Below are 20,949 nucleotides of genomic sequence, written 5' to 3'. Positions count from 1 at the left end.
GCCACCTCGATCTCCGGCCACGCGACCTCCGACGGCGCTTGATGGACGCGGCGCTACTTGGCCGCCGCCGTCTTGCTCTGCATGTTGACGACCTGGACGCGGCGGTTCACCTCGGCGAGCGGCTGGCTCGGATCCTTCAGCTTGCTCTTGCCGTAGCCCACCGTCACCAGGTCGGCGCCGGCGATGCCGAACTTCTCGACCAGATAGCGCTTGATCGAATCGGCGCGGCGCTCGGACAGGTCCTGATTGTAGGCCTCGCCACCGGCGGCATCGGTATGACCGGCGACGACGAAGGTCGACCCCTTCAGCTCGGCGTTGGTCAGCGCCCGGCCGAGCGCCTGCACCGACGGCAGCGACTTCTGGCTGATGTTGGCGGAGTTGTAGTCGAAGGTGATCTCGAGATCGATGTTCGGCTTGGTCTTGGCGACCGCCGCGATCTCCTCGCGCTCGGCTGATGACAGCGACCGCGTCGAGCGGCCGCGAATGCTCTGCAGGAACTTGTCCTGCTCCGGCGAAACCGCGGGCGCAGCCTCCGACGGCGGCGACATCGACAGTCCCCGGGTCAGCGGCTTCTTCTGCCCGGCCAGGGCGCGGACGATCTGATCCTCGCTGACGTCATCGGCGGCGAAGGCCGGCATCGCGACGAGCGACGCGGCCGCGCTCAGGACCGTCGCGGCCAGGAGAGCCGTCAGGCCGGCGGTCATGGTCGAATTCGTTTTCGGTGCGGTCATTGCCAATCCCTCCTCACGCGAACTGATCGTCCCGGTCTCCGCCGCGCCCACACGCGACACCCGGCTGTTCGCTGTTATGTCGGTCCGGCCTGCCGCATGGTTCGAGCCGGCCGGCCGACGCGCGCAACAAATCAGCGCACGCCGTAAGCTTCGAACTCGCGGACGATGTTGGGGTCCATCGCCTTGGCGTTGGCGATGTCGAGCGCGCCCTCCTGCGCGGCGCCGTTACGCTGCTTGGCGAGACCTCGGCCATACAATGATGACGTCAGGCGCGGATTGATCTTCAGCGCCGCATCGAAATCGGCGATGGCGTTCTTGACCGCGCCGCTCTTGAGGTTGACCAGCCCGCGGCTGTCGAGCGCGTCCACGAAATTCGGCCGCAGCCGCAGCGCCTCGTTGCAGTCGCGCAGCGCAGGCTGCAGCTCGCCGACGACCGTGCGGGCCCAGCAGCGGTTGTTGAGCGCCTCGACGTCCTTTGGATTGATCCGGATGGTGTCGTCGAAATCGCGGATCGCCTGCGCGTAGGCGCCCTTGCTCGCATACACCTGGCCGCGCCGGTACAGCGCGCCGGCATCCTCCGGATTGGCCGCGATCTTGGCGGTCAGGCTCTTGATCGTGGGATCGTCGGCAAACGCATCCTCCGCCGGAGCGGCGGGGGCCGCGGGCGCAGCAGGCGCGGCGGGCGCCACGTTCGCGATCACGGGAGATGGCGCGGGCGCCGGCGGCGCCGGAGCAACCGGCGGTGCCGGCGGAGTATCCACCTTCTGCACCGGCGTCGGCTGCGGCGCGGCCGGAGCCGGCGGCAGCGGCACCGGCGGTGCCACCACGACCTGCGTCGGGGTCGGCGCAGGGACAGGTGGTGCCGGAATCGGCGCGGCATTGCTCTCGGCCTGCGGCGGCCTGACGCCGCCATTGCCCGGCACGAAGGAGAAGTCCTCCGCCAGCGACGACGAGATCCACGGCACCTGCTCGCTGCGCGACGCGCGGGTTACGCCGACGCGGGTGCGGTTCAGTGTCTCCTCGGCGGTGAGGTCGGGAACGCGGATCTCCTTCAGCAGCTCCTGCACGAACAGGCTGTGATCCCGGCCGCTATCCGACACGACGGCGGACAGCGCGGCCGAGTACATCACCAAAGTACCGCTCGGTGCGATGACCGGCGCGAGCCCAGCCGAGGCGGTGCGGAACCTGCGCTCATAGGGATTGCGCCGGGAGGCATCGAGCAGCGCGATCTTCACGCCGGCGCCGCGGCTGTTGACCTCCTGCAGCACCTGCTCGAGGCCGATGCCGTCGCGCCGCACGTCGGCCTCCTGCCAGATCTGCGCGTCGACCGGGATCATGTAGCTCTGCCGGCTCGACTGGATGCCGTAGCCGGAGAAGAACAGCAGCGCCACCGAGCCCGGCTTGAGCTTGCCATAGAGCCGGTCGAGGCCGCGGCGCATCGCGTCGCCGCCGGCGTTTTCCAGCGTCTCGACGCTGAACCCGTCGCGCTTCAACTCGTCGGTGAGATCGCGGGCATCGTTGACCGGTTCCTTGAGCGGCGCCTCGGCATCCGGATATTTCGCATTGCCGATGACCAGCGCGAAGCGGTCGCCGGCCGCGCGCGCGGGCCAGGAGACCACGGCCGAGAACGCGACGGAGAACATCAGGCCGAGCGGCAGCAGCAGGCGGAAAGTCATCACGATGGCGGTCCAGCGGTCAGCAATCAGGCGCCGTCCAGCTTGCGCCGCGGCGACCATATCCCACGCGTCAGGCATTATCAAATCGCCGTGACGGTCCGTCAACCGCTTGCGGCGGTTGAAGAATCATCTGAGGCGGCGACCGCCCGCAGGAGCCTGTTGCGAGCTGCGGGCGATGACACGAGCGGACCATGCAACGATCCCAATGTCTTGCAATGTGAGATGCCTCACGCTGTGTCGCGGCAGCGCACCGTCCGGTTCGACGCGCGCCGCGATTGACCTCGATGCGATTGACCTCGATGCCTGCCGATGGCTCGATGGTTGCCGTGCCCAACCAACGAGAAGGTCATCATGGGGAACGCCACCGAGATCTACGCGCTGCGCTATGCGACGATGTCGCCGCGCACGCCGCACATGAACTTCCTGCAGCCCGATCCGCACGACAGCACGGCGCAGGACCTCGACTATTTCGTGTGGCTGATCCGGACTGACGGGCGCGACATCCTGGTCGACACCGGCTTCAACGCCGCGGAGGCCGAGATCCGCCACCGCACCCTGACGCGCGATCCGATCGATGCGCTCGCTTCGTTCGGCGTCGACGCCGCCGGCATCCGCGACATCATCGTCACCCATCTGCACTACGACCACGCCGGCAATCTCGACCGCTTCCCGAACGCGCGCTTTCATCTGCAGGAGCGCGAGATGGCCTATGCCACCGGCCGCTGCATGTGCAACGGCATGCTGCGCTACCCGTTCACGGTCGAGCACGTCACCACCATGGTGCGCCACGTCTATGGCGAGCGCGTCACCTTCCACGCCGGCGACGGCGAGGTCGCGCCCGGCGTCACCGTGCACCGGGTCGGCGGCCATTCCGACGGGCTGCAGGTGGTGCGCGTCGAGACCGCGCGCGGCCCCGTCGTGCTCGCCTCCGACGCCGCGCACTACTACGCCAATCTGCAGCGCCGCAGCCCGTTTCCGATCGTCTACAACATCGGCGACATGGCGCAGGGCTGGGAGATCATCGAGCGCCTCGCCGGCCATCCCGACCGCTTCATCCCGGGCCATGATCCGCTGGTGACCGAGTTGTATCCTCGCGTGAGCGACAAGCTCGACGTCTATGCGCTGCATGTCGCACCGTCGCGGTCGTTTGCGACGTAGCGGCGGAGACCTGTTCTTCTGATGTAATTGTCAAACAGCCCACGCGGTTGCAGGTCCGCGTTCTCGCGGCGCGTTTTGCGTCCGAGCTGTGATCATCGGGACACCCTCTTTTGTGAGAGGGCGCAGGGAGAGCCAGGCCTCGGCTGAGGCCTGCGGCCCGCCTGCGAGAAAAAATGCAGGCGGCAGAACCACAGGTACAGCCGGAACGACCCGGCCCTCCCTGCGCGATGGCTTTACGATTTATACGCAGTCTCCCCGGTGACCGGCTTGTTTGCCACCGTGGCGACAACGCGCGCATCACGCACGTTGCGCGGACCTCAGCGTCGGGAGGTCAGGACCCTGCGACTTCATCGTCCGCGGCATGGCGTACGTCGGCATGCTTTGAGCACGCTGCGCCATCTCGCGGCCATCGCATCCCACCCCAACGCGTCGTGACGTTCGCGAGCGCCCCTCTTCAATAGGGCGGGACGGGCGGAAGTCTCCACCTGATTTGCCCGACGGCGCAAGGGAATTCTTTTTATCGGAATATCTGGACAGGCCCGATCGGCTTGGCATTGCTCGTTAAATTCGCCGCGGCGCGCAGGAAAGACGATGCGGCCGGTAGGGTGGGCAAAGGCGCTGGCACGTCCTCGCGACACGCACGATGGCTGCGCGCTTTGCCCACCATACGCGGTGAATTGGTCGTTGCAGCGATGCTGCTGTACTCCGCCACTCGCCGTCCCGAGCAAGTAGCGACGCGCGATCGCGTGGTTGCGATGCCGACCCGAGACTCATACGCGGCGGCGGTCGCGATGGGCGAACTGTCAATGACCGGCCTGCCTCAAACCGCTCCCTGGGGTTATGGGTCCCGGCGTTCGCCGGAATGACGGCGGTGGGTGTGGATCGAGCCGGGTCACGTCGTTCGGCCGGGATGATGGCGTAGCTTCGCCAGGCAACGGTGCCCGCTCAATGCAGCTCCACCTTCGCCTTCTTCGACAGGTGGTCGCCGAGGAAGCGCACGTCCCAATTGGTCAGACGGACGCAGCCGTGCGATTCCGATTTGCCGACCTTGGACGGCTCGGCGGTGCCGTGGATGCCGTAGCCGTTGCCGACCGACAGGCCGATCCAATAGGCGCCGACCGGATTGTTCGGGCCGGGCTTGATGGTGAACGGCTTGCGCGACTTGACGCCCTTGAACTCGTAGTCCGGATTGTAGCGGTAGTTGGGATCGGCATCGCGCGAGGTGACCTTGAAGGTGCCGTCGGGCGTCGGTTTCTCCTCGCTGCCGACGGTGGCCGGAAACACCGCCACCAGCCTGCCGTCCTTGTCGAATGCCTGCACCGTGCCGGCGTCCTTGCTGATGTCGAGCCGCATGATCTCCGGCGCCTTCTCGTCCGGCCGGATCACGTTGGCGACGGCGATCTGCTCGCCCTCCTTGTCGAAGCTGGCCTTCGGATTGAGCGCCGACAGCAGCTGTTCGCTCATGTGGAATTTCTCGGCCAGCGCCTCGCGCGGCGAGGTGTAGCCGAGCGCCGGCAGGTCCTTCATGTCCTCCATGTGCTGCGGCAGCTTCTTCAGGAACGGCCCTTTCACGTCATCGCGGGTGATCGTATAGGGAACGACCGCCGGCGCCTGGTCGCCGCGCAGCAGCGCGTCCCACAGCTCGGGCGTCAGCTTCGCATCCCCGGCAAGCCCCTTGGCCCGCGCGAACGCGGCGAGCGCCGTGCGCGCATTGTCGCCGAAGCGGCCGTCGATCTCGCCGGGCGAGATACGCGCGCGATCGAGCAGCACCTGGGCGCGGATCGCCACCGGGTCCATCTTCTCTTCGGCCGGCGGCCGCTTGCGCAGCTCGGCGCCGTTGACGGCGTCGGCGGTGAGCTCGGCGGAGACCGCCGGCGTGACGAGGGCGGCGCAGAGCAGAAGTGGTATCCAGAGCCGAAGCATGATCGTGAGTCCCAAATAGAGATGGCCGACATTCGGCAGCGTCAACGTGGACCCTGCCGAGAAAGTTCGGGGGTCCTCCGCTGAACGTCGCAGCATGCTGGCGCGACTACCAGGGACGCGGGTCGGCTGGCCCGGCGGCTGCACGTCTGCTATCCCGACTTCAGCCGTTCAATTGACGTGAGTTCGCGAGGATCGGTTTCGCATGCGACATGCCGCAATTGCCACGATGCGCCGGATGCCGAGGCTCGCCGCAGTCGGCGTGCTGGCCTTGATCCAGCCTGCGCTGGCAGCCGACGACAGCGCGCCGAAGGGCGCCGCGGTCAGCGTGCTCAAGGCGACCAAGGCCTGCTTCGACAACACGGTCGAGGTGTCCGGCATGGTGCTGGCGCGCAACGAGACCGCCGTCAGGCCCGACCGTCCCGGACTGAAGGTCGCGGAGGTGCTGGTCGATGCCGGCGACAGCGTCACGGCCGGACAGAACCTGGCGCGGCTGACGCCGCCGGAGGGCGGCACGATCATGATCCAGGCGCCGGTCGCGGGCACCATCCTGTCGTCGAGCGCCACCATCGGCGCCTTCGCCTCCGGTCGCGGCGAGGCGCTGTTCTCCATTCTCGCCCGCAACGAATATGATCTCGTCGGCCTGGTGCCATCAGCCCAGCTCGGCAAGCTCGCGGTCAACCAGACCGCGCGGATCCGCATCGTCGGGGCCGGCGAGGTCGAGGGCAAGATCCGCCGGGTGGCGCCGACCGTCGAGCCGAACAGCCAGCTCGGCCAGGCCTTCATCGGCATCAACGGCACGGCGCGGCTGCTGGTGAATTCGTTCGGCCGCGCCGTGATCAAGATCGGCCAGAGCTGTGGCGTCGCGGTGCCGCTGACCGCGGTGCTGTACGATCCGGACGGCACCGTGGTGCAGGTGGTCCGCTCCCAACGCATCGAGACCAAGCGGGTCGAGATCGGCCTGATGGCCGGCGGCCAGGTCGAGATCCGCGACGGCCTCGCCGAGGGCGACGTCGTCGTCACCCGCGCCGGCGCGCTGCTGCGCGAGGGCGACCCGGTGCGGCCGGTGATGGCGAGCAATTGAGGGCGGCGGCCGAGTCCTGCGGGACGGATGAAATGGGCAGGTCGCGCCAGTGGCGGTCGGCTCCCCTCCCCCTTGCGGGGAGGGGTCGGGGGTGGGGGTTCTCCGAGTCGCGCTCGACGTGATTTGCGAGCCCGCTCCTGGGAGGGTTTCAGCGATCCAAGGCAGCGCCATGCGGGAGGATCGCTCCCGCATCCGCCAAAGCAGGATGTTTGCAGCGAAGGCTCAAGCCAACGACGCGCAGCGCCCGTGGACCTCCACCCCCGACCCCTCCCCGCAAGGGGGAGGGGAGCTGACCGTCAGCTTGGTGAGAGGGGGGCAAACGCTCAGGCGCTCTGAGCGTCAGACGCGTTGAACGAGAGATGGAAACCCCAGGCCTCAGCTGCCGGCGTTGGCGACGTCGGCGCTGAAGCGGATGTCCTCGACCAGGGAGGACGACACCATCGGCACCTGCTCGCCGTCGGAGCTGCGCGCGATGGCGTTGCGGGTCTTGTTGAACACGGTCTCGGCGCTCGGGCTCTTGCCGAGCTGGTTGAGCAGCTCGCCGACCAGCACGCTGTTCTGGCCCTTCGGATCGTCCAGCACCTTGCCCGGCGTCGCCGACGACAGGATCAGCGCATTGGCCGGTGCGTTGATCGGCGCGAGGCCGTGCGAATAGGCGCGGAAGCGGCGTTCATAGGGATTGCGGCGGGAGGCGTCGATCACCACCAGCTTGGCGCGCGCGCCCTGCTCGCGGACCGTATCGAGCAGACGCTCGATGCTGGTCCCCTCGCGGCGCACGTCGGATTCCCGCCAGATCTTGGCGTCGACCGGGATCATGTAGCTCTCGCGTCCCGCCTGGATGGCGTAGCCGCCGAAGAACAGCATCACGACCGAGTCGGGCTTGATCCTGGCCTTGAGGCGCTCGACCGCGCGGGTCATGTCGTCCTTATTGGCATCCTCGACGACATCGACATCGAAGCCGTCGCGGCGCAGCGCGCCGGTCAGCGCGCGGGCATCGTTGATCGGCTGGACGAGCGGCGCATTCGCATCGGGATAGTGACCATTGCCGATGACGAGCGCGAGGCGCGCGCCGTTGCCGGTCGCCACGCTGCTCTGCTCGGAGGCGGCCGCCTTGGGCGCCTCGAGCGAACGCTTGTTGAGGGCAGCATGCGCGCCGATCGCGAGCGACACCGTGCAGAGAAGCGCGGCGGCGATCACGGCCGATCGGCGGGAAAGAGAAGGCTGCCTTGCGGTCATCACGTCAATCCTGGTCCGAGCCTGCCCGTCGATGCCAAAGGGGTGCACCCTTTGGTCGCGCTGGCGCCTCTGAGGTTTGAGGGGTTGCGAGACGATGTGTCGTCCCAATGCGCGCAAATTGCGGCGCCGCAACGAAGAAAGGATTAACCCGAACGAGCACCCAGGGCAACATCGGAACACCATTGACTTTTCAAGCACTTGAAGAGAAACGCAAATTTAACCATGGCGGCGATCTCCAAACGGCCCTGGGCGGACCGCCGGGAGGCCACATTGCCGCCAAATCCGCCTCCCGCGCCGTGACCGCCGTCACGTTGTCTTTGGCGGTCGAGCGTGTCAGTTTGCCCCATGCATGCGCACGGCGCGCCGTTTGTGGGGCGTTTCGAGCAGCGCATGCCGTTCGTCCCGCCTCCGACAACCCGCGAGTCCTCGCTTGAGTTTCCAGTATTTCGCCGGCGCGGCCTGTCGCGCACTGACGGCCCGGAAGGATGGGCCCTCGCTGTACGAGGTCTGCGACCCCATCCTGCGCCGGCCCGGCAGCGGCGACCCGCATCTGTCGAAATTCTACCGGACCGCGCTGGGGAACCCGGCGCTGCGCGCATTGCTGCGCCGTGCCGGCCTGCCCGAGCTGAACGATCCCGCTCGCCTCAATGCGCTGCGCGACGCGCTGGTTCTCGCCCGCGACAATCCGACGCCGGACTGGGAGCAGGTCGGCCGCCCGGTCGCCGATCTGGTCGACAGCATCGCCTTGCACCACCCTGCCCCGCCGCGCCGGACTGCGGCGGCGGCCATGCCGCCGGCCGGCGAGATCGACCGGGTGATCCGGGCCTGCGGTGCCGACCTGCTCGGCTCGTTCAGCCGCAATGGCTTCATCCCGACCTATGCCGCCTTCAACCTGATCGGCGATCCCGACATGAAGGGCTCCGAGGTCCAGATGGCGCTGCAGGGGCTCGACGCGCGCGGCTACAAGAACTCGACCCTGCTGTTCAACCTCGCCCGCGTCTTCATCGCGCGCTCGCCGGCGGCCGCGGTGATCAATCCGCCGTGGCGCGGCATCGCCGAGCCGATGTGGGAGCCGGTGCAGATCCGCCACCGCTCGGCGTATTACGACGCGTTCTTCACCGAGGCGCTGCTGAGCTATCTGGAGACCGGCCTCGCCTCATCGGAGCAGACGAGCGCGGCGCGCGGCGCCATCGCGGCGATGGTCGAGTTCTGCCTGACCATCAGCCGCGAGCAGGTGCGCGGCGCCGACGGCAAGAGCTACGACGTCGTCACCGCGCTGGCGCCGCATCCGCATCCGCGGTTCTCGCGCTTCTTCACCCAGATCAAGCAGGACCTCGGCTTCGGCGTCTACGTGCCGGATTGCGACACCACGGCATGCACGTTCTCGGCGGCGACGCAGGCCGGATCGGACGATCCGATGCTGAGCCAGCCGCTGCTGGACTTCTATGCCGGCTACCAGGTGCGCGCCGGCGGCAACGAGCCGCGCGTGACGGTGCCGATCAACGACAACGTCGACTACGAAGGCGGCGTCGCGACCTGGATCGACAGCCTGGCCGGCGAGCGGCCCTACGGCAACGATCTCGATCCGACGCTGAATCTCGACGTGCTCGAGGTCTCGTTCCGCAATCTCAAGCGCTGGCAGGTCCTGGAGACGCAAGCGAGGCTCGACGTCGTCAGGCGGATCGTCGGCTTCCAGCAGCGGCTGGTGCTGAGCGGCGCCTTCGCCGATCCGCGCTCGCACATCTATTATTTGCCGGAGCTGTACTGCGCCTATTTCGGCCGCTGCTACCACGCCTTCATGGCGCTGCCACCGGCGGCGCGGCAGGCGATCGACCCCGACGGCGCGTTCGAGCTCATCCGCCTGCGCGTGCTCGCTTATGTCGAGGACGAGCTGATCGGCCGCGAGATGAACCCGTTCGACGCGGCGCTGGCGCTGATCGCGCTCGGCCATCTCGGCGGCGCTGCAGCGAGCTTCGCGCCCGCGGTGCATTGCATCGTGACGTCGTTCGGCGAGGGCGGCCGGCGGCATCCGTACCGCGCCTATGAGTGGAACAAGATGAAGACCCCGACCCGCATCCTGGTCGGCGGCCCCGAGGTGACATCCGCGTTTGTGCTGATGGGCCTGGCGCTGGCCCGGCGGGTGGCGGTGAACTGATCGAGCGCGATCTCGGCGGCAAGGGCAGTGTGCTCCCCTCCCCCTTGCGGGAGGGGAGCAGAGCGACGCCTTGGCCATAGCTCGGCTCCTACTTTCGGCCGCCATCGCGCGAAGTTGAGCGGCTCAGGCAATCGCGGCGCTGGAACTGGCGGGCGATCCGCCGCACTATCGCTGCCATTGCCCATCCCCAAGGACGACCCGCGCCCGTTGATGTCGATGAAACCAGCCCTGCTCGCGCTCCTCCTGCTGCTGCCCTCCGTCGCGTCCGCGGCCGACATCACCGGGATTCCCAAGATCCGTGAGGCCGACGGGATCACGATCGGGGCCACCCGCATCCGGCTCGGCGGCATCGACGCGCCCTCCGTGGATCAGCTCTGCCTCAACAAGAACGGCGAGCGCTGGACCTGCGGCGTGGCCGCGCGCGACGAGCTGATCAAGCACGCGGACGGCAAGAGCTGGACCTGTCATCCGCGTTCGATCGATCGCCGCGGGCGCCAGGTGGCGCGCTGCGACGTCGACGGCGAGGACATCCAGAAATGGCTGGTGCGCAGCGGCTGGGCGCTGGCCTATCGCACCCTCTCGCATGACTACGAGCCGGACGAGGCGGAGGCGCGAGCCGCCAAGGCCGGCATGTGGCAGGGCGCGTTCATCGCGCCATGGGACTGGCGCGTACGCAACAAGAAGACTGCGATCCTCGGCGCCACCAAGCCGCCGGAGGGCGCGCGCAAGGTCCTGCTCGCCTCGGCTTCGGGCCCGGTCGCGCCCTCGCCGGACTGCACCATCAAGGGCAATGTCAACGGCGCCGGCGAATGCATCTATCACACGCAGAAGAGCCGCTGGTACGCGCAGATCAAGATGCACGTGTCGAAGGGCACGCGCTGGTTCTGCTCGGTCGAGGAGGCCGAGGCCGCCGGCTGCCGCGAGACCCGGCGCTGAGCCCCACCGCGCCGACCCGCCGGGGCATGCCAGCCCCCCGGGTTCTCCGGCTTTTCTTATGCGGCGCCGCCACGTAAAACGGCGCTGGGCCGGCCGTGTGCGAGAGCCCATCACCACCCTCAACCGCCAAACCACATCGCCGAGGACACTGACAATGACCGTTCGCGCGGGCCGGGAGTTTCTGGCCATCCCGGGACCCACCACGATGCCCGACGAGGTGCTGCAGGCGATGCACCGCCCCGCGCTCGACATCTACTCCAAGCAGATGGTCGAGCTGACCGACGGCATCATGTCCGACCTCGGCCGGCTGTTCGCGACCAAGGGCAAGACCTACATCTACATCGCCAACGGTCACGGCGCCTGGGAGGCCGTGCTCTCCAACGTGCTGGCGCGCGGCGACAAGGTGCTGGTGCTGGAGAGCGGCCGCTTCGCGATCGGCTGGGGCAATGCGGCACGCGCGATGGGCGCCGAGGTCGAAGTGCTCCGTGGCGACTGGCGCCGCGCGGTGCGGCCGGCCGAGGTCGAGGCGCGGCTGCGCGCCGACAAGGAGCACTCCATCAAGGCGATCGTGGTGGCGCAGATCGATACGGCGTCGGGCGTCGTCAATGACGTCGAGGCGATCGGCCGCGCCATCAAGGCCGCAGGCCATCCGGCGCTCTACATGGTCGACACCGTCGCTTCGCTCGGCTGCATGCCGTTCGAGATGGATGAATGGGGCATCGACGTCGCGATGTCCGGCTCGCAGAAGGGCCTGATGACGCCGCCCGGTCTCGGCTTCGTCGCCGCGAACGCCCGCGCGCTCGAGGCGCACAAGCGCGCCAACATGCGCACGCCCTATTGGGACTGGAGCGAGCGCGAGGGCACCGAGCACTATCGCAAATATGGCGGCACCGCGCCGGTGCATCTCTTGTTCGCGCTGCGCCAGGCCATGGACATGCTGTTCGACGAAGGGCTGCCGCACGCCTTCCGCCGGCATGAGCTGCTGGCCGAGGCCGTGCGACGCGCGGTGGCGAAGTGGAGCGAGGGCCAGGTGATCGGCTTCAATATCGCAGACGCCGCCGAGCGCTCCAACACCGTGACCACGGTGCTGGTCGGCGGCGGCCATGATCCGGCGGTGCTGCAGACCTACTGCAAGGAGCAGTGCGGCGTCGTGCTCGGCACCGGGATCGGCGACCTGCAGGGCCAGGCGTTCCGCATCGCCCATATGGGCCATGTCAACGCGCCGATGGTGCTGGGCACGCTCGGCGTGATCGAAATGGCGCTGGTGGCGTTGAAGATCCCGCACGGCCGCGGCGGCCTCGACGCCGCGATCCAATGGCTCGGCGAGAGCGTGACCCCGTAAAGGACGAGATGACAGACAGCAGCAAAACAGCGCCGGTGGCGCCGCGCCATCAGCACAGCTTCACCCGCCACGGCATCACCGTGCAGGACGACTATGCGTGGCTGAAAGACGCGCGCTGGCAGGAGGTGCTGCACGATCCGTCGCTGCTGGATGCTGATATCCGCGCCTATCTCGAAGCCGAGAACGCCTATGCGGAATCCGTGCTCGGCCACACCTCACCGCTGCAGAAGAAGCTCGTCGCGGAGATGCGCGGCCGCATCAAGGAGGACGATTCCTCGGTGCCGTCGCCGGACGGGCCCTACGCTTATTTCCGCAAGTACCGCGAGGGCGGCCAGCACGAATTGTTCTGCCGGACGCCGCGCAACGGCGGGGCGGAGACGATCGGGCTCGACGGCGACGCGCTGGCGCGCGGGCATGAGTATTTCAAGTTCGGCGGCAGCCGGCATTCGCACGACCACAAGCGCGTGGCGTGGAGCGCCGACACCAAGGGCTCGGAATATTTCACCATCCGCGTGCGCGACTGGGATGGCGGCGATGACCTCGCCGACATCGTCGAGGAGACCGACGGCGGCGCGGTGTGGTCGCGCGACTGCAAAAGCTTCTTCTACGTCAAGCTCGACGACAACCACCGCCCGATGCAGGTGTGGCGGCACAGGCTCGGCACCAGGCAGGCCGACGATGTGCTGGTGTACGAGGAGAAGGACACTGGCTGGTTCACCCATGTGCACGAGTCGACCTCGGGCCGGTTCTGCGTCATCGCCGGCGGCGATCACGAGACCTCCGAGCAGCGGCTGATCGATCTCGACCATCCCGAGGCGCCGCCGCGGCTCATCGCCGCCCGCGAGAACGGCGTGCAATATTCGATCGCCGACCGCGGCGACGAGCTGTTCATCCTGACCAATGCCGATGGCGCGATCGACTTCAAGATCGTCACCGCGCCGCTGTCTGCGCCCGAGCGCGCCAACTGGCGCGACCTCATTCCGCATCGCGCCGGCATCTACGTGCTCGATCACGATCTCTACACCGGGCACCTGGTGCGACTGGAGCGCGCCAACGCGCTGCCGTCGATCGTGATCCGCGACCTCAAATCCGGCGAGGAGCACGCGATCGCCTTCGACGAGGGCGCCTATTCGCTCGACGCGATGGGCTCCTACGAGTTCGATACGACCAACCTGCGCTTTGCCTATTCGTCGATGACGACGCCGTCGGAGGTGTGGGACTACGACATGGTGACGCGCGCGAAAACCTTGCGCAAGCGCCAGGAGATTCCGTCCGGGCACGATCCGGCCGACTACGTCACCACGCGCATCATGGCGAAGGCCGATGATGGCGCCGAGGTGCCGGTGTCGCTGCTGCACCGGCGCGACTTCAAGGCCGATGGCTCGGCGCCGCTGCTGCTCTATGGCTACGGCTCCTATGGGCATGCGATGCCGGCGTCTTTCAGCACCAACCGGCTGTCGCTGGTCGACCGCGGCTTCGTCTACGCCATCGCCCATATCCGCGGCGGCACCGACAAGGGCTGGGGCTGGTACCTCGACGGCAAGCGCGAGAAGAAGACCAACAGTTTCGACGATTTCTCAGCCTGCGCGCGGGCGCTGATCGCGGCCAACTACACCAGCGCGAAGCGCATCGTCGGCCATGGCGGCAGCGCCGGCGGCATGCTGATGGGCGCGGTCGCCAACCGCGCAGGTGAGCTGTTCGCCGGCATCGTCGCCGAGGTGCCGTTCGTCGACGTGCTGAATACGATGCTCGACGACACCCTGCCGCTGACGCCGCCGGAATGGCCCGAATGGGGCAACCCGATCGAGAGCGAGACGGATTTCCGCACCATCCTGTCCTTCTCGCCGTATGAGAACGTCGCGGCCAAGGACTATCCGGCGATCCTGGCCATGGCCGGCCTGACGGACCCGCGCGTCACCTATTGGGAGCCGGCAAAGTGGATCGCGCGGCTGCGCGCGACGATGACCGGTGGCGGGCCGGTCCTCCTGCGCACCAACATGGGCGCCGGCCACGGCGGCGCCTCCGGGCGCTTCAACCGGCTGGATGAGGTCGCGATCGTCTATGCGTTCGCGCTATGGGCGGTGGGGCTGGCGAATCGGACGGCGTGAGCGCGGCCGACGCCGACAATCGCCGGACGTGGCGCGGGATCGCACCCCATCGACACCGGTTGTGGAGCGGCAGCCGGGCACACCGCGCCGGCTAGACCATCTGCTCGGTGACCACCATGTAGTTCACGTCCATATCGGTCGACAGGCTCCAGCGGTCGGCGAAGGGGCTGTAGACGACACCGCTCTGCTCGGTGATGACCAGGCGGTTGTCGAGCAGGTATTTGGTCAGTTCGTCCGGCGTGACGAACTTGCTCCACTCGTGCGTGCCGCGCGGCAGCCAGCGCAGCACGTATTCGGCGCCGACGATGGCGAGCGCAAAGCTCTTCCAGTTGCGGTTCAGGGTCGAGACCACCATCATGCCGCCCGGCTTCAGCACCGCGGCACAGCGGCCGAGGAAGGCACTGACGTCGGTGACGTGCTCGACGACCTCCATCGCCAGCACGATGTCGAAGCGCTCGCGCGGGTCCATCTCCTCGATCGTGGTGCAGCGGTAGTCGATCGACAGATGCCCCTTCTCGGCATGCAGCCTGGCAGCGGCAATGTTGCTGGCCGAAGGGTCGACGCCGACGACCTGCGCGCCCAGCCGTGTGAACGGCTCGCACAGCAATCCCGCGCCGCAGCCGATGTCGAGCATGCGCAGCCCCGACAGGCAGTTGAGGCTCTTGGCGTTGCGCTCGAATTTCCGGCAGGCGGCATCGCGGATATAGGTCAGGCGCAGCGGGTTGATCTTGTGCAGGGGCGCCATCTTACCCTTCGGGTCCCACCAGGTCTCGGACAGTTTCGAGAACTTCGCGATCTCGGCCGGATCGACGGTCGAGCCGGAGGGAACAGAAGAGCTGCGGGAATCCTGAGGCATTGTCATCGCTGAATACTCAATGATCGAAGCTGCGGCGCCGTACCGGGCTAACGCGCCGTGATGGCGTTCCGGAACGCCAGCGGCTCCGCGATGGTCGAAATGGTTTCCTTGCCCTCGCCCACACCCAAGATGGTGACATCACCGTAATTGAGAACCCGTCCCATGATGGTCTGGTTGACGTCGACGCTCTCGACCTTGTCGAGGGCCATCTCGAAGGTACGGCGCTTGATGAAACCGGTTTTGTGCACGACGCGGCGATTGGTGACGTCCGTCTCGGTGGTGAGACGATGGAACCAGGCCCGGACCGTCCAATACAGCGCAACAATGGCGATGACGGCGGCGGTGGCCAGGCACAGCATGACCAGATTGTCGTTCACGGTCATGCGGGTGAGGACGAGCAATCCGAACACGACGATCCAGGCCCCGATCGCCGGAAGGTAGAACATCCAGTGCGCATTGGTCGAATACAGCACCTTCTCGCCGGGTTGCAGGATTTCGTCGATGTAACGCGCCATTCCAAGCCTCTAACCTGACCCTGTAACCTGACCCTGTCACCACAAGGAACCGTCTTGCCCCCAGCCGCGGCGCTATGTATACGCGCGTTTCGGCTGGCGCGCCTCCGGTTTCGCGCTCAGCCGGTCAACTTATCCTCCTGATGGGAATGAGCGCGTCGTCATGGGTCGCCTCGTGCTGAAATTCGGCGGCACCTCCGTCGCCAACATCGACCGCATCCGCAACGTCGCGCGCCACGTCAAGCGCGAGGTCGATGCCGGTCATGAGGTCGCCGTTGTCGTCTCGGCGATGTCGGGCAAGACCAACGAACTGGTCGCCTGGTGCACCGAGGCGTCGCCGATGCACGATGCGCGCGAATACGACGCCGTCGTGGCCTCGGGCGAGCAGGTCACGTCCGGCCTGCTGGCGATCGTGCTGCAGGGCATGGGCATCCAGGCCCGCTCGTGGCAGGGCTGGCAGATCCCGATCAAGACCAGCGATGCCCATGCCTCGGCGCGAATCGTCGATATCGACGGCTCCGAGCTGATCCAGCGCTTTCGCGACCGCAAGGAGGTCGCGGTCATCGCCGGCTTCCAGGGCATCAACGCCGAAACCGGGCGAATCACCACGCTCGGCCGCGGCGGCTCGGACACCTCGGCGGTGGCGATCGCGGCCGCCATCAAGGCCGACCGCTGCGACATCTATACCGACGTCGACGGCGTCTATACCACCGATCCCCGGGTGGTGCCGAAGGCCAAGCGGCTCGACAAGATCGCCTTCGAGGACATGCTGGAGCTGGCGTCCCAGGGCGCCAAGGTGCTGCAGGTCCGCTCGGTGGAACTGGGCATGGTCCACAACATGCCGATCTTTGTCCGCTCCTCATTCGACAAGCCCGAGGATATCGACCCGCACGCCAACCAGCCGCCGGGGACGCTGATCTGCAGCGAGGAACAAATCATGGAAAATCACGTCGTGACCGGCATCGCCTTCTCCAAGGACGAGGCCCAGATCTCGGTGCGCCAGATCGAGGACAAGCCGGGTGTTGCCGCCTCGATCTTCGGACCACTGGCGGATGCCAACATCAACGTCGACATGATCGTCCAGAACGTCTCGGAAGACGGCAAGACCACCGATCTCACCTTCACGGTGCCGGCCACCGATTACAATCGCGCGCGCGAGACCATCACGGCGGCCAAGGACAAGATCGGCTATCAGCGCCTGGATACCGCGACCGACGTTGCCAAGGTCTCGGTGATCGGCTCGGGCATGCGCAGCCATGCCGGCGTCGCCGCCAAGGGATTTGCCGCCCTCGCCGCCCGCAACATCAACATCCGCGCGATCACGACCTCCGAGATCAAGTTCTCGGTGCTGATCGACGCCGCCTACACCGAGCTCGCCGTCCGCACGCTGCATACGCTCTACGGACTGGACCAGGCCTAGAAAATCCTCCTCCGCGACCACACCTGTCCCGTTATGTGACAGCGGGACGGGCCGAAGATCGTTCGAAAGCCGTTGACGCCGCCCGCGGTGGCAGGCGTTTTGCTTGGCAAAACAAGCCCTAATTCGCTATACGCCATCGCAGGATGGCAGCCGCAAACTGTGCTCCAGTGATGGTTGTTCTGGTTCGGGCCGGCACTCTGAGCGTGCGATAGTGCCGAATCGAGAAAGCTGTTCGATGCCGCGAGTTTAGCGCCAGATCCGGCCGCGTGCCGGGCTGGCCCCAGGAAGGGGGATTGTGCCACATGCGAAGCGCGTCGGGAGGCCCCCGCGTCCTGCTCAGACGGCTTCGCGAGACCATGGCGGAGCAGGTCTCGGCACAGGAGCGGCTCGACAAGATCGTGGTGCTGATCGCGGCCAACATGGTCGCTGAGGTCTGCTCGGTCTATGTGCTGCGCGTCGACAACACGCTCGAGCTCTACGCTACCGAAGGTCTGAACCGCGACGCCGTGCACATGACCGTGCTGAGCGCGCATGAGGGCCTTGTCGGCCTCGTCGCCAGCGAGGCCACGCCGCTCAACCTGAACGACGCGCAGAGCCATCCCGCCTTCTCGTATCGTCCGGAGACCGGCGAGGAGATCTACCACTCCTTCCTCGGCGTGCCGATCCTGCGCGCCGGCAACACGCTCGGCGTGCTGGTGGTGCAGAACCGCGCCAAGCGCACCTATGTCGAGGAAGAGGTCGAGGCGCTGCAGACCACCGCGATGGTGCTCGCCGAGATGATCGCCTCCGGCGAGCTCGCAGCGCTCGCCCAGCCCGGCGCCGAGCCGGCGGCGCGGCACTCGATCCACAAGACCGGCACGGTGCTCTCCGATGGCATCGCGCTCGGCCATGTCGTGCTGCACGAGCCGCGCGTCGTCATCAACAACTACATCGCCGAGGACCTGCCCAAGGAGATCAAGCGGCTCGACGCCGCGCTGCTCAAGCTGCGCGCCGACCTCGACCGCATGCTGGAGCGCGGTGACGTCGCCGATGGCGGCGAGCACCGCGAGGTGCTCGAAGCCTATCGCATGTTCGCCAACGATCAGGGCTGGTCGCACAAGCTGCACGAGGCGGTGGCGACCGGCCTCACGGCCGAAGCCGCCGTCGAGCGCGTGCAGTCCGACACCCGCGCCCGCATGCTGCGCTCGACCGATCCGTATCTGCGCGAGCGCCTGCACGATCTCGAGGATCTCGGCTACCGGCTGCTGCGCCAGCTCGTCGGCCAGGATCACGCGCCGCGGCGCGAGCACCTGCCCGACAACGCCATCCTGATCGCGCGCGCGATGGGTCCGGCGGCGCTGCTCGACTACGACCGCAAACGGCTGCGCGGCCTCGTGCTCGAGGAAGGCACCGCCAACTCGCATGTCGCGATCGTGGCGCGTGCGCTCGGCATTCCCGCCGTCGGCGAGGTGCCGAACGCGCCGGGCATCGCCGATCCCGGCGACGCCATCATCGTCGATGGCACGTCGGGCTCGATCTACGTTCGGCCGTCCTCCGAGATCGAATCCGCCTATGCCGAACGGGTGCGCTTCCGCGCCCGCCGCCAGGCGCAATATGGCGAGCTGCGCAACAAGCCCTGCGTGACCAAGGACGGCCAGCCGGTCGAGCTGATGATCAATGCCGGCCTGGTCATCGACCTGCCGCATATCGAGGACACCGGCAGCGCCGGCATCGGCCTGTTCCGCACCGAGTTGCAGTTCATGGTGTCCGCCAGCCTGCCGCGCTCCAGCGACCAGCTGGCGCTGTATCGCACGGTGCTCGACGCCGCCGGCCACAAGCCGGTCACGTTCCGCACGCTCGACATCGGCGGCGACAAGGCTCTGCCCTACATGGAGACCGTGATCGAGGAGAATCCGGCGCTCGGATGGCGCGCGATCCGCCTCGGCCTCGACCGTCCGGGCCTGCTGCGCGGCCAGATCCGGGCGCTGCTGCGCGCCGGCGGCGGCCGCTCGCTGCGCATCATGTTCCCGATGATCTCGGAAGTCGCCGAGTTCGACACGGCCAAGGCGATCGTCGAGCGCGAGCTGACCTATCTGCGCCAGCACGGCCATACGCTGCCGGAGCGCGTCGACGTCGGCACCATGCTCGAGGTCCCGGCGCTGCTGTATCAGCTCGACGAGCTGCTTTCGAAGGTCGATTTCATCTCGGTCGGCTCGAACGACCTGTTCCAGTTCCTGTTCGCGGTCGATCGCGGCAACGCCAAGGTCTCCGAGCGCTTCGACACGCTGTCGACGCCGATCCTGCGGGCGTTGCAGCAGATCGTGCACAAGGCCAAGGCGGCGAAACGGTCGGTGTCACTGTGCGGCGAGATGGCCTCCAAGCCGATCGGCGCATTGGCGCTGATCGCGCTCGGCTACCGTTCGCTGTCGTTGTCGGCCACCGCGCACGGCCCTGTGAAGGCGATGATCCTCGAACTCGACGCCGGCAAGGCGGCGACGAAGATGGCCGAATGGCTGGCCGCGCCGGCCGGCAGCTTCTCGATGCGGCAGAAGCTGACCGAGTTCGCCGAGAGCGAAGGCCTCGCGCTGTAGCCGGCCCGTCGCGCCGGCCGCCTTCCGTCCGTATCGTTTGCTCCTAGATCAGATTGCAACATGTCGTCGCTTCCCGAAGCCAAACTCGATGTCCTGCTCGCGCATCACGCCTCGCTCGAGGCGGAGCTGCTCGGCCAGGTCAATTCCGACCGCTACGTGCAGATCACCCGCGAGCTCGCCGAGCTCAATCCGCTGATCGACGCGGTGAAGGCTTATCGTGCAGGAGTCAAAGAACTCGCCGACACCGAGGCGCTGATCGCCGATCCCGCCACCGATGCCGAGATGCGGGCGATGGCCGAGGCCGAGCGCGACGAGCTGATCGCGCGCCGCGGCGAGCTCGAGCAGAAGATCCGTGTCGCGCTGCTGCCCAAGGATGCGATGGACGACCGCAACGTCGTGCTCGAAATCCGCGCCGGCACCGGCGGCGACGAGGCCTCGTTGTTTGCCGGCGATCTGTTCCGCATGTACGAACGGTTCGCCGCCCTGCAGGGCTGGAAGGTCGAGGTGATCTCGGCGTCCGAAGGCACCGTCGGCGGCTACAAGGAGATCATCGCCGAGGTGCAGGGCCGCGGCGCCTTCGCCAAGCTGAAGTTCGAATCCGGCGTGCACCGGGTGCAGCGCGTGCCGGATACCGAGACGCAGGGCCGCATCCACACCTCGGCGGCGACGGTCGCCGTGCTGCCCGAGGTCGAGGATGTCGACGTCGACATCAAGCAGGACGATTTGCGCATCGAGACCATGCGCGCGCAGGGCGCCGGCGGCCAGCACGTCAACAAGACCGAATCGGCGATCCGCATCACCCACCTTCCGACCGGCATCGTGGTGATGATGCAGGACAGCCGCTCGCAGCATAAGAACCGCGCCTCGGCGATGAACATCCTGCGCTCGCGCATCTACGACGCCGAGCGGCAGAAGGTCGACGCCGCGCGCTCCGCCGACCGCAAGGAGAAGGTCGGCTCCGGCGACCGCTCGGAGCGCATCCGCACCTACAATTTCCCGCAGGGGCGCGTCACCGACCACCGCATCAATCTGACGCTCTACAAGCTGCCGCAGGTGATCGCGGGCGAAGCGCTGGGCGAACTGATCGACGCGCTGACGACGGAGCATCAGGCGGCACAGCTTGCCGCGCAGGGCGCCGCGGCGTGAGCGGCGCCTGCGCGCTGCCAACCGAAGCGCGACCGTGTTGCGGCACATCAGCTGTCGTCCCGGCGAACGCCGGGACCCATCACCACAGGCATTCGTGGC

General features: G+C 67.3%; 15 protein-coding genes. 9 read left to right on the top strand and 6 right to left on the bottom strand.

Annotation, left to right across the window (positions count from 1 at the left end; translation table 11 throughout):
- Positions 1-53 precede the first annotated feature (53 nt).
- Positions 54-731 (bottom strand): OmpA family protein, encoded by a 678-nt coding sequence (locus ACQR2C_RS14005; RefSeq protein ID WP_315801727.1) that lies wholly within the window; start codon positions 729-731, stop codon positions 54-56.
- A 131-nt stretch (positions 732-862) separates the two neighbouring features.
- Positions 863-2,407, bottom strand: a complete 1,545-nt coding sequence (locus ACQR2C_RS14000) for a caspase family protein (protein ID WP_434881495.1) — start codon at positions 2,405-2,407, stop codon at positions 863-865.
- Positions 2,408-2,758: 351 nt separating this feature from the next.
- Here ACQR2C_RS14000 and ACQR2C_RS13995 point away from each other — a divergent pair, with 351 nt between their 5' ends.
- On the top strand, positions 2,759-3,565 hold the full coding sequence (locus ACQR2C_RS13995; protein ID WP_434881367.1) for an N-acyl homoserine lactonase family protein: 807 nt from the start codon (positions 2,759-2,761) through the stop codon (positions 3,563-3,565).
- A gap of 945 nt (positions 3,566-4,510) precedes the next feature.
- Here the strand turns inward: ACQR2C_RS13995 and ACQR2C_RS13990 are convergent.
- Positions 4,511-5,488, bottom strand: coding sequence for a L,D-transpeptidase family protein (locus ACQR2C_RS13990; RefSeq protein ID WP_434881366.1), 978 nt, complete (start codon positions 5,486-5,488; stop codon positions 4,511-4,513).
- A 202-nt stretch (positions 5,489-5,690) separates the two neighbouring features.
- On the opposite strand from ACQR2C_RS13990, the gene ACQR2C_RS13985 reads away from it, so the two are divergent.
- A complete protein-coding gene (locus ACQR2C_RS13985; RefSeq protein WP_434881365.1) occupies positions 5,691-6,569 on the top strand; it encodes an efflux RND transporter periplasmic adaptor subunit in 879 nt (292 codons plus the stop codon).
- Between the two features lie 375 nt (positions 6,570-6,944).
- On the opposite strand, the gene ACQR2C_RS13980 is transcribed toward ACQR2C_RS13985, so the two are convergent.
- On the bottom strand, positions 6,945-7,805 hold the full coding sequence (locus ACQR2C_RS13980) for a caspase family protein (RefSeq protein ID WP_316179233.1): 861 nt from the start codon (positions 7,803-7,805) through the stop codon (positions 6,945-6,947).
- 430 nt (positions 7,806-8,235) lie between these two features.
- Between ACQR2C_RS13980 and ACQR2C_RS13975 the strand changes: the two genes are divergently transcribed.
- From ACQR2C_RS13975 to ACQR2C_RS13960, 4 genes are all read left to right on the top strand, one after another.
- The gene (locus ACQR2C_RS13975; protein WP_434881364.1) at positions 8,236-9,960 is read left to right on the top strand and encodes a hypothetical protein; all 1,725 of its coding nucleotides are present in this window, start codon (positions 8,236-8,238) and stop codon (positions 9,958-9,960) included.
- 210 nt (positions 9,961-10,170) lie between these two features.
- A complete protein-coding gene (locus ACQR2C_RS13970) occupies positions 10,171-10,896 on the top strand; it encodes a thermonuclease family protein (RefSeq protein WP_434874080.1) in 726 nt (241 codons plus the stop codon).
- A gap of 154 nt (positions 10,897-11,050) precedes the next feature.
- On the top strand, positions 11,051-12,238 hold the full coding sequence (locus ACQR2C_RS13965; protein WP_434847380.1) for a pyridoxal-phosphate-dependent aminotransferase family protein: 1,188 nt from the start codon (positions 11,051-11,053) through the stop codon (positions 12,236-12,238).
- 8 nt (positions 12,239-12,246) lie between these two features.
- A complete protein-coding gene (locus tag ACQR2C_RS13960) occupies positions 12,247-14,346 on the top strand; it encodes a S9 family peptidase (RefSeq protein ID WP_434881363.1) in 2,100 nt (699 codons plus the stop codon).
- Between the two features lie 91 nt (positions 14,347-14,437).
- On the opposite strand, the gene ubiG is transcribed toward ACQR2C_RS13960, so the two are convergent.
- Together ubiG and ACQR2C_RS13950 are read right to left on the bottom strand one after the other, a co-directional pair.
- Complete coding sequence (ubiG, locus tag ACQR2C_RS13955; RefSeq protein WP_434881494.1) at positions 14,438-15,202, bottom strand: bifunctional 2-polyprenyl-6-hydroxyphenol methylase/3-demethylubiquinol 3-O-methyltransferase UbiG; 765 nt, start codon at positions 15,200-15,202, stop codon at positions 14,438-14,440.
- A gap of 47 nt (positions 15,203-15,249) precedes the next feature.
- Positions 15,250-15,717, bottom strand: a complete 468-nt coding sequence (locus ACQR2C_RS13950; RefSeq protein WP_315801735.1) for a PH domain-containing protein — start codon at positions 15,715-15,717, stop codon at positions 15,250-15,252.
- Positions 15,718-15,877: 160 nt separating this feature from the next.
- Here ACQR2C_RS13950 and ACQR2C_RS13945 point away from each other — a divergent pair, with 160 nt between their 5' ends.
- The 3 genes from ACQR2C_RS13945 to prfA all read left to right on the top strand — a co-directional run bounded on the left by ACQR2C_RS13945 (position 15,878) and on the right by prfA (position 20,850).
- Complete coding sequence (locus ACQR2C_RS13945) at positions 15,878-17,134, top strand: aspartate kinase (RefSeq protein ID WP_315801736.1); 1,257 nt, start codon at positions 15,878-15,880, stop codon at positions 17,132-17,134.
- Positions 17,135-17,436: 302 nt separating this feature from the next.
- Positions 17,437-19,704 carry a phosphoenolpyruvate--protein phosphotransferase gene (ptsP, locus tag ACQR2C_RS13940; RefSeq protein WP_315715187.1) on the top strand — a complete coding sequence of 756 codons (2,268 nt, stop codon included), beginning with the start codon at positions 17,437-17,439 and terminating at the stop codon, positions 19,702-19,704.
- Positions 19,705-19,764: 60 nt separating this feature from the next.
- Positions 19,765-20,850, top strand: a complete 1,086-nt coding sequence (prfA, locus tag ACQR2C_RS13935; RefSeq protein ID WP_316179225.1) for a peptide chain release factor 1 — start codon at positions 19,765-19,767, stop codon at positions 20,848-20,850.
- Positions 20,851-20,949 lie beyond the last annotated feature (99 nt).

The organism is Bradyrhizobium sp. HKCCYLRH3061 (assembly GCF_051168015.1).
Lineage (GTDB): Bacteria > Pseudomonadota > Alphaproteobacteria > Rhizobiales > Xanthobacteraceae > Bradyrhizobium.
This window is presented reverse-complemented; position numbering and strand designations above follow the sequence as displayed.

Excerpts from the sequence above, each read along its gene's own strand:
- ACQR2C_RS14005 (WP_315801727.1), bottom strand. The coding sequence starts at position 731 with ATGACCGCACCGAAAACGAATTCGACCATGACCGCCGGCCTGACGGCT.
- ACQR2C_RS13980 (WP_316179233.1), bottom strand. The coding sequence starts at position 7,805 with ATGACCGCAAGGCAGCCTTCTCTTTCCCGCCGATCGGCCGTGATCGCC.
- ACQR2C_RS13995 (WP_434881367.1), top strand. The coding sequence starts at position 2,759 with ATGGGGAACGCCACCGAGATCTACGCGCTGCGCTATGCGACGATGTCG.
- ACQR2C_RS13960 (WP_434881363.1), top strand. The coding sequence starts at position 12,247 with ATGACAGACAGCAGCAAAACAGCGCCGGTGGCGCCGCGCCATCAGCAC.
- ACQR2C_RS13970 (WP_434874080.1), top strand. The coding sequence starts at position 10,171 with ATGTCGATGAAACCAGCCCTGCTCGCGCTCCTCCTGCTGCTGCCCTCC.
- ACQR2C_RS13965 (WP_434847380.1), top strand. The coding sequence starts at position 11,051 with ATGACCGTTCGCGCGGGCCGGGAGTTTCTGGCCATCCCGGGACCCACC.
- ACQR2C_RS14000 (WP_434881495.1), bottom strand. The coding sequence starts at position 2,407 with ATGACTTTCCGCCTGCTGCTGCCGCTCGGCCTGATGTTCTCCGTCGCG.
- ACQR2C_RS13950 (WP_315801735.1), bottom strand. The coding sequence starts at position 15,717 with ATGGCGCGTTACATCGACGAAATCCTGCAACCCGGCGAGAAGGTGCTG.
- ACQR2C_RS13945 (WP_315801736.1), top strand. The coding sequence starts at position 15,878 with ATGGGTCGCCTCGTGCTGAAATTCGGCGGCACCTCCGTCGCCAACATC.
- ubiG (WP_434881494.1), bottom strand. The coding sequence starts at position 15,202 with ATGCCTCAGGATTCCCGCAGCTCTTCTGTTCCCTCCGGCTCGACCGTC.
- prfA (WP_316179225.1), top strand. The coding sequence starts at position 19,765 with ATGTCGTCGCTTCCCGAAGCCAAACTCGATGTCCTGCTCGCGCATCAC.
- ptsP (WP_315715187.1), top strand. The coding sequence starts at position 17,437 with ATGCGAAGCGCGTCGGGAGGCCCCCGCGTCCTGCTCAGACGGCTTCGC.
- ACQR2C_RS13985 (WP_434881365.1), top strand. The coding sequence starts at position 5,691 with ATGCGACATGCCGCAATTGCCACGATGCGCCGGATGCCGAGGCTCGCC.
- ACQR2C_RS13990 (WP_434881366.1), bottom strand. The coding sequence starts at position 5,488 with ATGCTTCGGCTCTGGATACCACTTCTGCTCTGCGCCGCCCTCGTCACG.